The organism is Micromonospora sp. DT4 (genome assembly GCF_049841675.1).
Classification (GTDB): domain Bacteria; phylum Actinomycetota; class Actinomycetes; order Mycobacteriales; family Micromonosporaceae; genus Micromonospora.
On the sequence record NZ_JBNCKT010000018.1, the window covers coordinates 54,759 to 66,504 of the forward strand.

Annotated in this window: 14 protein-coding genes; 6 read left to right on the forward strand and 8 right to left on the reverse strand. The window is 70.0% G+C overall.

Translation table 11 applies throughout. From position 1 onward, the window contains the following. The first annotated feature begins 8 nt into the window (after positions 1-8). Complete coding sequence (locus ACLQ24_RS08590; RefSeq protein WP_425890211.1) at positions 9-167, forward strand: hypothetical protein; 159 nt, start codon at positions 9-11, stop codon at positions 165-167. Positions 168-173: 6 nt separating this feature from the next. Here ACLQ24_RS08590 and ACLQ24_RS08595 read toward each other — a convergent pair whose 3' ends face one another. Continuing rightward, complete coding sequence (locus tag ACLQ24_RS08595; RefSeq protein WP_425890213.1) at positions 174-893, reverse strand: helix-turn-helix domain-containing protein; 720 nt, start codon at positions 891-893, stop codon at positions 174-176. 242 nt (positions 894-1,135) lie between these two features. Here ACLQ24_RS08595 and ACLQ24_RS08600 point away from each other — a divergent pair, with 242 nt between their 5' ends. After that, positions 1,136-1,801: a DUF4097 family beta strand repeat-containing protein gene (locus tag ACLQ24_RS08600; protein ID WP_425890215.1), complete on the forward strand. Its 666-nt coding sequence runs from the start codon at positions 1,136-1,138 to the stop codon at positions 1,799-1,801. Between the two features lie 28 nt (positions 1,802-1,829). After that, complete coding sequence (locus ACLQ24_RS08605; protein ID WP_425890216.1) at positions 1,830-2,648, forward strand: alpha/beta fold hydrolase; 819 nt, start codon at positions 1,830-1,832, stop codon at positions 2,646-2,648. Positions 2,649-2,770: 122 nt separating this feature from the next. Here ACLQ24_RS08605 and ACLQ24_RS08610 read toward each other — a convergent pair whose 3' ends face one another. The 7 genes from ACLQ24_RS08610 to ACLQ24_RS08640 form a co-directional block, all read right to left on the reverse strand. Then, positions 2,771-4,123 (reverse strand): glycosyltransferase, encoded by a 1,353-nt coding sequence (locus ACLQ24_RS08610; RefSeq protein ID WP_425890218.1) that lies wholly within the window; start codon positions 4,121-4,123, stop codon positions 2,771-2,773. Further along, positions 4,116-5,216, reverse strand: coding sequence for a DUF2855 family protein (locus ACLQ24_RS08615; RefSeq protein WP_425890220.1), 1,101 nt, complete (start codon positions 5,214-5,216; stop codon positions 4,116-4,118). The genes ACLQ24_RS08610 and ACLQ24_RS08615 overlap by 8 nt, the downstream gene beginning before the upstream one ends. A 15-nt stretch (positions 5,217-5,231) precedes the next feature. Further along, positions 5,232-6,494: an ABC transporter substrate-binding protein gene (locus tag ACLQ24_RS08620; RefSeq protein ID WP_425890221.1), complete on the reverse strand. Its 1,263-nt coding sequence runs from the start codon at positions 6,492-6,494 to the stop codon at positions 5,232-5,234. Positions 6,495-6,568: 74 nt separating this feature from the next. Then, complete coding sequence (locus ACLQ24_RS08625) at positions 6,569-7,627, reverse strand: branched-chain amino acid ABC transporter permease (protein WP_425890223.1); 1,059 nt, start codon at positions 7,625-7,627, stop codon at positions 6,569-6,571. Beyond that, positions 7,624-8,505 (reverse strand): branched-chain amino acid ABC transporter permease, encoded by an 882-nt coding sequence (locus ACLQ24_RS08630; RefSeq protein WP_425890225.1) that lies wholly within the window; start codon positions 8,503-8,505, stop codon positions 7,624-7,626. Before ACLQ24_RS08630 ends, ACLQ24_RS08625 begins: the two co-directional genes overlap by 4 nt. Positions 8,506-8,545: 40 nt before the next feature. After that, positions 8,546-9,271 carry an ABC transporter ATP-binding protein gene (locus ACLQ24_RS08635; RefSeq protein WP_425890227.1) on the reverse strand — a complete coding sequence of 242 codons (726 nt, stop codon included), beginning with the start codon at positions 9,269-9,271 and terminating at the stop codon, positions 8,546-8,548. After that, entirely contained in the window at positions 9,268-10,101 is an 834-nt protein-coding gene (locus tag ACLQ24_RS08640) for an ABC transporter ATP-binding protein (RefSeq protein WP_425890236.1), read from the reverse strand. Before ACLQ24_RS08640 ends, ACLQ24_RS08635 begins: the two co-directional genes overlap by 4 nt. 345 nt (positions 10,102-10,446) lie before the next feature. Between ACLQ24_RS08640 and ACLQ24_RS08645 the strand changes: the two genes are divergently transcribed. From ACLQ24_RS08645 to ACLQ24_RS08655, 3 genes are read left to right on the forward strand one after another with little or no spacing between them, the layout of a single operon-like run. After that, positions 10,447-10,824: a DUF2089 domain-containing protein gene (locus tag ACLQ24_RS08645; RefSeq protein ID WP_425890229.1), complete on the forward strand. Its 378-nt coding sequence runs from the start codon at positions 10,447-10,449 to the stop codon at positions 10,822-10,824. After that, positions 10,824-11,081, forward strand: a complete 258-nt coding sequence (locus tag ACLQ24_RS08650) for a hypothetical protein (protein WP_425890238.1) — start codon at positions 10,824-10,826, stop codon at positions 11,079-11,081. The genes ACLQ24_RS08645 and ACLQ24_RS08650 overlap by 1 nt, the downstream gene beginning before the upstream one ends. A gap of 11 nt (positions 11,082-11,092) precedes the next feature. Then, complete coding sequence (locus ACLQ24_RS08655; protein ID WP_007459636.1) at positions 11,093-11,515, forward strand: SHOCT-like domain-containing protein; 423 nt, start codon at positions 11,093-11,095, stop codon at positions 11,513-11,515. Positions 11,516-11,746 lie beyond the last annotated feature (231 nt).

An 11,746-nucleotide genomic window follows, 5' to 3' on the forward strand; every position in this document is an offset into this window, starting at 1 on the left:
TCGCCATCGTGTTGCTCGTCGTGGAGGCTGCCGCGCCGGCTGCCGCGCGTACCCCCGGATCTGTGTCGCCCGCGCCCGGCGGCGTCCGCGCCGTCGTGCGCGACGCGACCACCGGCGCGCCGGTGCCCCGCCCGCCGCAGTGGCACCGCGACGCCGCGGAGCGTTAACAACGGCTAGGGCCTGGCTGCGGCGCTGGCGTGCAGGACATCGCGGGCCCGTTCGGCGGCGCGGGTGATGCTCTCGCTGATGAAGTCGAGGAAGCGGGCGATGTTCTCCAGGCGGGCGGCGGCGGGAGTGCCTGGGCCGAGGACGGCGACGCCCTGACGTGCCGTCGCGACGAGTTGGTCGTTGGCGCGGGCGCTGGCGATCGTCGCCTGGTAGAAGAGTTCGTTGTCGATGACGTAGCGGTCGCGGCGGCGCTCGTCTCGCTCCCGGCGCACGAGACTCTGACTCTCCAGGAAGGTGATCGCCTTGGAGATGGACGCCGGGCTGACCGTCAGGCGCTGGGCCAGCTCGGACGCGGTGAGGCTGCCCGTGTCGGTGGTGAACAGGCAGGTCAGCACCCGGGCCCCCATCTTGTTCAGGCCCGTTGCCGTGAGGACGGTGGTGAACGTCTCCTCGTACTCGGCGACGGCGTCGGCGTCGCGGCCGTGCGGTTGCGGGACCGACTCGGCGGTGCGGGCGGCGGGCGTGCGCCGACGGGAGCGGCGTTCGGTGGCACGGTGCGCCAGGTCGGCGCGGTAGGCGTTCGGGCCGCCGTTGCGCAGCACCTCGCGGGTTACCGTCGAGGTCGGACGGTCGAGACGTCGGGCGATCTCGGCGTACGGGAGGCTGCCGGCCAGCCCGGATGCGATCTGCTGACGCTCCTGCTGGGTGAGCCTGCCTCCCGGCACGGTGATCTCCTCGGTGGTGGTCTCGTCGTGGCCGTCACGCCCCCGTCACCATAGCGTTCACCGTCATTCAATTGCAACGGCAGCAGAGCCCAGCGTTGCCTTATGCGGCAGGCTATTGCAACAATTGCGAGTAATCTAGCTGCTGTTATGCGCGAACCGTGCAACAAGAACGTTGCCTACTCCTGGAAAGCAACGTAGCGTTTCCGATATCAGAAACACCGGAACGAGTATCGGAGAACGCCGTGCAGAGCTTCGCCACCCCGTCCCCCATCTCCGCTGTCCTGGACATCCCCGCCGGGCGCGTCCAGCTCATCGCCGCCGACCGCGCCGACACCACCGTCGAGGTCCGTCCGGCCGACGCCGGCCGGGGCCGCGACACCCGGGCCGCGGAGCACACCACCGTCGCATACGCCGACGGCGTCCTGCGGGTCACGACCGCCGCCCCCGCCAAGCAGCTCCTGGGGGCCTCCGGTTCGGTCGAGGTCACCGTCCAGCTGCCCACCGACTCCCGCGTCGAGGTCAGGGCCGCCAGCGCCGAGCTGCGCGGCGTCGGACGCCTCGGCGACGTCACCGTGGACGGCGCGTACCGCCACATCAAGATCGACGAGGCGGCGAGCGTGCGCCTCACCGCGATCGACGGCACCGTCGAGGTCGGCCGGCTCAACGGGTCCGCCGAGATCAGCACCGCCCGGGGCGACATCCTCGTCGGCGAGGCGACGCGCGGCCGGGTCGTGCTGCGTACCCGCTCGGGCGACATCTCGGTCGCCGCCGCCAGCGGCGTCTCGGCCGCCCTGGACGCCGGCACCGACCACGGCCGCGTGAGCAACGCCCTGACCAACCACGGCAGCGCCGACCTCGACATCCACGCCACCACCTCGTCGGGCGACATCACCGCCCGCAGCCTCTGACCCCCCCAACCCCCAAAGGAGTACGACCATGACGACCAACAACCCCTCCCCGACCCGTTCGCCCTGGAGCGGCATGGCGCCGGTCGACGACACCGCCCTGGCCGTCACCGACACCGGCGGTGCGGGCGTCCCGGTGGTCTACCTCAACGGCCAGTTCGCCACCCAGGGGTACTGGCGAAACGTCATCACCGACCTGGGCGCCGGGTGGCGGCACATCACCTACGACGAGCGGGCCCGCGGCAGGAAATCAGGACGCTCGGCGGACTACTCGTTCGAGGCGGCCGTGCGGGACGTCGACGCCGTCCTCGCCGCCCGAGGCGTGCAGCGGGCTCTGCTGGTCGGCTGGTCGTACGGCGCTGTCGTCGGCGCCCACTGGGCCCACCGCAACCCGGACCGCACGATCGGCGCGGTCCTGGTCGACGGCGCGTTCCCGCACGACTGGCTGGACGAGGCCATGGAGCAGCGCATCCGCAAGCTGTTCCGGCGCATGGGCTGGTTCACGCCGCTGCTGCGTCCGACCGGCCTGACCCCGCGCATGACGGCCGACCAGCAGGCGGAGAGCAACATCGAGCTGGGCCGGCTCTCCCGGGAACGCGAGCTGGGCCCGGTGCTCGACGCCATCACCGTCCCCGTGCGGTACGTGGTCGCCTCGGGAACGTCCCTCGGCAGCAAGGGTGACGAGCAGGAACGTATCCGCGCCAGCCTCGACGCGGTGACCGCCCGCAACCCGGCCATCCAGGTCCACGCGAAGGTCGCCAGCAACCACGGCGCGATCCTCAAGAAGGACTTCGCGACCGTCGCCCAGGCCGTCCGCGAGGTCGCGACTCTCGACGGCGCGGGACGCTGACGACACTCCCCCGGCGCTCGGTCGCCCCCGTCTCGGGCAACCTGGACGGGGTAGTACGTGGCTGCCGCGGACGCTGGCCGGTGGCCGATGCGTTGGTCGCCGCCTTTCGTACTGAATCGATGTCAGACGCCGTCCGTCGACAGCGAATGGGGTGTGGCCCGAACCACGGGCGCCGCACTGATGGCCAGGTACTGGTCGACGGTGGCGGCGATCTCGGCGAGCGCGTCGTGGCGCGCGTACTCGATGCTCAGCTCGGCGGCGCGCTCGCGGTAGTGCGACCCGCCGAGCACGGTCTGCACCGCCCGCCGAATTGCTGCCACGTCGGGGCGGGACGTCGCCAGGTTGATGGCCGCGCCGGTCCAGGCCACGCGGGCGGTGGCCTCGGTCTTGTCCTCGCTCTGCCCGGCCAGCACGAGCGGCACGCCATGAGCGAGTGACTGCTGCACCCCACCATAACCGCCGTTCTGCACGAAGACGTCGACGTGTGGCAGCAGGAGGTCGAAGTCGACGAACGGCGCCACGCGCGCGTTGGCGGGCACCTGGGTGGGCACCGCGTCCCGCCCGGTCGTGGCGACAACCAGCACGTCGAGGTCGGCCAGGGCTTCCAGGGTCGGCTCGATCAGTTCACTGAGGTCGTGGTTCGCCTGCGTGCCCTGCGAGACGGCGATCACCGGCCGATCGCTGGCGATGACGTCGTTCCACCACTCGGGCAGTGGGTGATGATGGCCGTCACGGGCCCCGATGGGAAGCGCGCCCACGAACCGCAGGCTGGCCGGGGCGTCGCTGCGGGGGTACTCGATCGCCTCGACGCACAGTTGCAGGTACTGGTCGGGAAGTGTCACCACCCCGTCGAGGAGGAACGGAGGCCGCCGCGTCACACCGAGGCCACGCAGTACCTCCTCGAGTCCGCGCTGGGTGTGCGGAATTCCCCGCTCCTGGAAGACCCGGTTGCGCTCCCGGTTACGCTCCCGGCCCTGCTCGGAGCTGTCCGGGGGGAGACCGGTACGAAACGGCGCCGTGTCGACACTGGTCATGGTGATCGTCAAGACACCGATGCTCAGAACGGGAACGTGTCGGTTCACCGGCGCACCGAGCAGCGCCGGCCACATGCCCATGAACATGTTTTCATGAAGTACCACGACGGGCCCGTCGCCCGCCTTGGCGATCTCGGTCTGGATCGTGTGATGCTGAGCCGCGAGCGTCTCGATGAAGACGTGGGACATCGCCCGGTCGAACGCCTCCTCGCGGGGTAACGCGCGGAGCTCGGGATGCCGTTGGTGCAGGGTCCGCGAATCGACGTCTGCCGCACCGGAGAGCGGGACGAACCTGAGGCCGTAGCGTTCGATGTCGTCCCGGTACGCGGTACCGGTCACGAACGTGACGTCGTGGCCTCGCCGGACGAGGTCCACGGCGATCGCCCGCACGGGGACGACGTGGCCGTACGCGGGGTGCGCCCCGATGATTACTTTACCCATCTGCGGTGTTCCCTCTGTGTTCGACGGCGGACTGAGCAATGAGCACGACCTGACCGGTCGTCGGTGGGACGTCGCCGGACGCGACGGCCTGCCACACCCGTGCCAGCTGCTCGCGTCCGCTGTGGGTCTGCACGTCCGTACGACCCACGACCCAGGCGGTGAACTCCCGCCACGCGTCCGACAGGCGCTTCTCGAATCCCCCAACCCCCCAGTCGGCCGTCCGTTTAGACAGCCGACTGGGGGCGAAGAACACCTCGGCGCCGTCCCGAGAGGCGGCACCCCGCTCCTTGTGCGTCAGACCGACGACGATCTGCCCGACCAGAAGTTCACCGAGGTGCTGCCGGATCCGGGCACGCGTCGTGTCGGCGCCGGCGAAGTCGACGTAGCGGGTCGCGGCATCGGCCCGCAGTCTCCCGATGTCGTCGTACGTGAGCACCCGGTCGTAGCAGCCCAGCTCGGTGACGAAGGCGAGATTCCTCGCCGCGGTGAGGCCGACGACCTCGACCCCGTCGCGGCGCAATTGCCAGGCGGTCGCGTACGCGGTCCTGCTCGATGCCGAGGACAGCACCACTGCCGCGCCGCCGTGGTCCGGATCCGTGCTGAGCTGATCGGCCAGCAGGAACGCGGTGGAGAACAACGGGCGGTAGAGCACCCAGAGGTCTTCGGAGATCCCGCTCGGCTGCCCGTCGTCGACGAGGTCGTACACGTTGTAGATCGAGGGCAACCCGGCGCGGTGCGGGCTGAGGTCGGAGACGGTGCCGGCGTCCACCTCGCCCGGCCGGATCAGCAGGTGACTCGCGCACGGCAGGAAGCCGTAGACGCGGTCTCCGGGGCTCAACACGGGCGCGGCGGACGCGACGACCGTGGCGAAACCCCAGGCCGGCACGACACCCCAGCCCGGTTCGGTGGGGAAGAAATCCCAGTAGCGGTACGCGTCCCCGGTCAACGCGTAGGTCACATTGTTGGTGGTCAGGCCGATACGGTCCGCCCGCAGCAGGACGTCGCCATCGCGGAGCACCGGCCGAGGCGCTTCGAGGAAGCGGGTACGCACGACATCATCGCGCGCCACCGCCATGGTCCATTGCGTACCCATGTGGTCGATGTTTCCTCAGCCGGCCTGCGGAACACCGTTGGCCGGGGGCACGGCGCGGGGTGCGGTGTACTCGGTGACGGGGGCGTCCGCCTCATCGGTCTGGTAGGTGGGGCCGAAGTATGCCTGCGCCCCTTCGGTGACCCGGGTGAGGCGCTCACCGCCGTAGCCGGAGTGGTCGGTCGGTGAGTGCCGCAACGGCGCCAGGCCCGGGCCTTGGTAGCCGCCCCGCTCGACCGCCTTGAGCAGCGATTCGCGGGTGAGGTCCCGGCCGGCGGCGAGCAGTTCCTGTACGAACAGGTAGCCGATCGACATGCCGAAGATCGCGTTGCCGTCCAATGGCCGGCCACCGTTGTACTCCGTATTGATCTTCGTGAAGAGCTGGATCCACGGGTCGGCGGTGTCGGTGTAGAGCGGGAGGTAGTTGAGACCCACGAGCCCCTCGGTGAGCTTCGCGTCGGCACCGAGCTGCTTGGCCAGCGTCTGGTAGTCACCCCCGGTGTTGAACACGTAGAAGCGCGGCGTGAAGCTGAGCTGCTTGGCGACGCTGAGCGAACGGGCGGTGAAACCCGGGATGGTGGCCAGCACCACGGCCTGGCAGCCCTGCTGCTTGAAGGCGCCGATCTGCGGCTCGACGTTGGTGTTGCTGGTGACGTACGTCTGCTTGGCGGCCACCGGTCCGAGCACCTTCTCCAGTCCGGCGCGACTGTCGCGGCCGAAGTCGTCCTCCTGGCCGAGGAAACACACCTTCTGCCCCTGGTGCTGGGACTTGACGTAGGCACCGAGGATCTTGCCCTCGACGACGTAGTCGGGCTGGAAGGCGAAGGTGTTCGGATACTTGGCGGGCTGGTCCCAGTTACGGGTGCCCGAGGCCGGGAACAGATCCGGCACGCGGTTGCTGGAGAGGAAGTCCAGTACCGAGGTGTGGGTCGGGGTGCCCAGACCGTTGAGGATGGCGAAGACCCGGTCCTGCAGGACCAGTTGCCGCACCACCTGCTGCGTGTTCGCGGGGTTGTAGCCGTCGTCCATGATCTTGTAAGTGATCTTGCGGCCGTGCACCCCGCCGTTGGCGTTGACGTAGTCGAAGTACGCGCGGGTGGCCGGGGCGATCGTGGAGTAGCCCGCCGCGGCCGGCCCGGTCAACGGGGTGTGCGTGCCGATCACCACCTCGGTGTCGGTCACCCCGGGCACAGCGGTGGACCCGCCCGATCCGCCCGATCCGCCCGAGCCACAGGCAGCCACTGAAAACAGCGTCACCGCCGCGACGGCCACAGCCGACATTCGCCTGACAGACAACATGTTCGCTCTCTTTCTCCGTCCCGTCACCGGCCGGTGTTCGGGAAGACAGGGATGGTTCAGGGGGTCCTCGCCCGACGCGGCCGCCACCGCTCGACCACGGACCGCACGACCCGGCGTTGCAGGCCAGCGACCCCGCTGGGCGCGAGCGCCAGCACCGTGATGAGCATCAACCCGAACGCGGCGGTGGGAAGGTTGCCCTCCCACCGCTGCGCCTCGGCCGGCGGGAACGGCAGCAGGGCCGTCACCGACCGGGCGAGGTCGGGCAGTGCGACCAGGAGCAGCGCTCCCCAGATCGCACCCGCCAGGCTGCCCAGACCACCGATCACGACCGCCATGAGCAGGAACACGGAGAGCGTGAGCGGGTACGAGCCGGGCGAGGCGACCTGCGTCAGGATCGCCAGCAGACCACCGCCGAGGGCGGCGCAGCCGGCGCTGACGGTGAACGTCACCACGCGGGTCCGGGCCACGTCGATCCCACTGAGGCGGGCGGCGACCTCGTGGTCGCGTACGGCCCGCATGTCACGACCGAGGCGGGAGTGCACGAGGTTGGTGAGCAGCAGCAGCACGGGCAGCGTGATAGCCCAGGCGAGCCAGACCTGCCACCGCTCGTACGGGAACGCCGGGCCGAGAGCCAGCGGCGGCGCCGGGGCGGCGACCGGCAGGCCCTGCTCCCCGCCCAGGACGGCGTCGAACGTGGTCGCCAGCGAGGGAACGACAACCGCCACGCCGAGCGTGAGTCCGGCGAGGTGCGGGCCCTGCAACCGGGCGGCGGCGAGCCCGATGACGGCCCCGACGACGACGCCGACCGACAACGCGCCGAGCAGCGTCACCACCAGGATCCAGCCCGGGGCCATGGTGCCGTCCACAAGCGCGCCCTGGGCCAGCGCCACGGTGTACGCGCCGCTGGCCATCAGCGCCCCGTGCCCCAGGGAGAGTTGACCGTTGAGCCCGGTGAGGACGGTCAAACCGGCCGTGGCGCAGAGGTACGCGGCGACGGTGGCGAGCTGGAAGCCGCGGAAAGGTTCCAGGGTCAGGCTGGCGGCAAGCACCAGCACACCGGCCAGAGCCGTGAGCAGCGCGCGCCGCAGCGGGCTCGATCCGACGAGGACGCTCACACCTGCCTCACCTTGGCGCTGGTGATCAGCCCTTGCGGCCGAAGGAGAAGGACGGCGAGCAGCAGGATCAGGGTGGCCAGGGGGGTGAGGTCGCCGCCGAGGTACCCGGACACGTACGAGAGGGTCAAGCCGACCGCCAGCCCTCCGATGACGACCCCGGGTGGGCTGTCCAGCCCACCGATGACCGCCGCGGTGAACGAGGCGACGAATACCAGGTCCATGGCGTGGGGGTGAAGCGCCAATTCGGTCGGGACGACGAGCATGCCCGCGATGGCCCCGAGACTCGCGGCCAGCGCCCAGCCGAGGGTGAGCATTCCACCGACGTTGACGCCGAGCAGCCGCGACACCTCGGGGGCGAACGCCCCGGCGCGCATCCGCAGCCCGACCGAGGTGCGGCCGAACAACCAGGCGAGCGCCGCGACGACAGCCACGACCGCGGCCACGACGAACAGGTCGAATGGGGATAGCAGCACGAAATCACCGATCGTGAACGACGTACGGTCGAACGGTGCGGGTGTCGGCAGGAACTCGTTGCCGTACACGATCCCGAGCACCGCCTGAATGATCAGCACCAGCCCGAGCGCGATGATCACCGAGTTCAGGTGTTCGGCCGCGCCGCCGGCCAGGCGCATTACGCAGAAGTCCACCGCCGCGCCCAGGATGAGCCCGGAGACCACGGCCGCGGCGAATCCCGCCCAGTACGACCCGGTCGCTCCCGTCACGCTGTGCGCGACGTAGACACAGGCCACCGCCATCGCGCCCTGGGCAAAGTTGATGACTCGGGCCGCCCGCCAGATCAGCACCAGCGCGAGCGCGAAGGCGGCGTAGGCCGCCCCCCTGGCCAGGCCGTCCAACGTCAGGAACACGAACCGTTGCATCACATCCCTCTCCGGGCTGGGCGCGCTGAGCGCCGGCGGGTCAGAAGCCGAGGTACAGCCGGCGTAGTTGGGCGTCGTCGCGCAGGCTCGTGGCCGGTGCCGCGAGCGCCACCTGCCCCAGCGACAGGACGACGCCCTGGTCGGCAACCGACAGCGCGCCGTGGAGGCTCTGCTCAGCCAGCACCACGGCCACGGCGGATTCGTCCCGAAGCCGGCGCAGCAGCGCCAGGGTCTGCGTAACCGCCTTCGGCGCGAGGCCGAGGGAGGGCTCGTCGAGCAGCAGGAGCCGGGGGCGACCCACGAGCGCCCGCCCCAAGGCCAACAACTGCCGCTCGCCCCCGGAGAGCTGATGCCCGGCGTGCCGCCGCCGGCGGGCCAGAGGCTCGAACATGTCGTAGACCTCAGCGACCGCCCGGCGGGCGTCGGCACGGTCGCGCCGCCACAGGCCGCCCAGGCGCAGGTTCTCGTCGACGGTCAGCTCCGCGACCACACCGTGTCCCTGCGGCACGTGTGCGAGTCCATACCGGACCCGCCGTTCCACCGGCATCTTCCGCAGGTCCACGCCGTCGAACAGCAACGCGCCCGCGGTAGGACGGATCAGGCCGGACAGGGCGCGCATCAGGGTCGTCTTGCCGGCCCCATTGGCGCCGACGACTGCGGTGATGCTGCCGGGTTCGATGTCGAAGCTGACTGAGCGCAGGACGGGAGCGGCGTTACCGTAGCCGGCGACCAAGTCGCGCACGGACAACAGGGATACGGCGCTCATGCGGCCTTTTCAGCGGCGACACCCAGGTACGCCTCGGCGACGCGCGGATCGTTGCCCACCTGCTCCGGACCGCCCGAGGTGATCACCTGGCCGAAGTTGAGGACGACGATGTCGTCGCACACCCCCATTACCAGGTCCATGTGGTGCTCCACGAGCAGGACCGAACAGGGGTGATCCGCCCGACGGGGGAGGCTTTCGATCAGCGCGCCGAGTTCCCGCACCTCGTCCGGACCCAGTCCGCCGGCCGGCTCGTCGAGCAGCAACAGACGTGGACGCGCGGCCAGCGCCCGGGCCAGCGCCACCCGTTTGCGAATGGCGTACGGCAGGGACCGGGGCTGTGCGTCGACGTACGACGCGAGGTCGAGCTCGTCCAGCACCGCGCGCGCGTGATCGCGTAGTCGTCGCTCGTCGCGCTCGCTCGCGGGTAGTCCGAACAGCGCCGTGGCGAACCCGGCGCTGGCCTGGTTCGTCGCGCCGGCCACGACGTTCTCCCACACGCTGAGCCCGTCGAAGAGACCGACATCCTGCAAGGTACGCGCAATGCCGAGACGGGTGAGCTGGTGCGGGCGCAGCCGTCGCAGGACCCGCCCGTCCATGAGCAGTCGTCCAGAGTCCGGACGCAGCAGCCCACAGATGACGTTGAACAGGGTGCTCTTCCCGGCACCGTTCGGGCCGATGACGCCGACCACCCGCCGGGGAGGCACACGCAGGGACACGTCGGTCAGCGCGGCGAGCCCACCGAAATGAACACTGATTCCTTCGAGCGTCAGGCCCGACGAGTCCATCTTCCACTCCATCGTGAGGCTGGAAGCGGTCACCGTGCGACGCATCCGGCGCACGAGTCCACAGTAGACAGCGTGTGTTGATCCCCTCTGGACAGCGACTGAATCTGGGGTAGACGGCGGTGGGATGAACAGGGTCGTGGACTCGGCGATCGGCTTGCCCAGCAGGTCGACGAGCGCGGCCGAGATGCTCGGGTTACTGATGCCCGCCGACGCCGAACCACCGGATCTTCCTGAGCCAGTACGGCGTCGGCGACGCCGGCCGCGCGGGGCCTGCCGGCGACGCCGGGACAGACCACCATCGAGGTACGGGACGTCGGCCGATCACCAAAGATTAAGAAAATTAAGATCGAAGTCTAGAAAGTTGAGGATCCTTAAGCTAAAACTTTAGGTATGACAGAACAGGCGATGGACTGGCAGGAACTGACCAGCCTGACGCGGGGGCAGCCGTTCGTCGTCGAGCGGGTGCGCCTGGCGGGCAACGGCGTCGCGATCGAGGGCGAGTTCGAGCTGCCGCAACTGGCTCAGCTCAACGTCGAGGACCAGGTCTTCGTCACGGCGTTCGTGCGCTGCCACGGTTCGATCAAGGAGATGGAACGCATCTTCGGGGTGAGCTACCCGACGATCAAGTCACGGCTCAACCGGATCACGCAGATGCTCGACTTCGTCGAGACCGACCCGGCGCCGTCGCGGGCCGACGTCATCGACCGGTTGCGCCGCGGTGAGATCACCGCCCAGCAGGCGTTGGCCGAGCTGGACGGCCGGCCGTGATGCCGCAGTTGGTGACCGTCAAGGTCAACCGTCCGGACCGCCGACCCATCCGCTTCTGGGTGCCGGTGCTCCCGGTGGTGCTCCTGCTCCTCCCGGTCGTGGTCCTGGTCGTGCTCGCGGCGATCGCGGCCTGCCTGGTGTTCCGCATCGGTGCGGTGCGGGCACTCGGCGCCGGTTGGCGCGTCATCTCCGCGCTGCCCGGCGCCCGCTTCGACATCGAGCAGGGCCCCACGGCCGTGCTCGTGGCTATCCGATAGGAGAGGTTGGAATGACCGAACAACGCAAGGACATCCTCGACATGCTGGCCGCCGGCAAGATCACGGCCGAGGAGGCGGAGCAGCTCATCGCCGCCCTCGAACGGGACCAGGCGCCAGCGGCGGCAGGTCTCGACGCCCGACCCAAGGGCAAGGTGAAGTACCTGCGGGTGGTGGTGGACGCCACCGACAACGGCGAGCCGTCGCGGGTCAACGTGCGGGTGCCACTGCAACTGCTGCGGGCCGGCGTACGGCTGGCGGCGCTGGTCCCGCCGCAGGCCCTGGTCAAGGCGAATGCCTCACTCAGCGACTCGGGCGTGCCGATCGACCTGACCCAGCTCAAGCCCGAGCAGTTGGAGGCGCTCGTGGAGCACCTCGACGACGTGACCGTGGAGGTGGACTCCCCCGATGCGACCGTGCGGGTCTTCTGCGAGTAGCCGCCGCCCAGCAGGACGGCCCCTCGAGAGGGTGCGGGAACACCCTCCCGAGGCCTGCGCCCGCCGCAGCAGAGCACAGGTGAACTACCAACCTGAAGTCTAGCCACGCACAGGAACCCCGCGGGGGGACCACTCGGACGGGTGGTCCCCCCGCCACGCCGGCGTCGTCGTCGACGTGCAGCGCCCTGGCGACCACGGTGCCCAGCACCGCCGAGCCGACGCCGATGACGA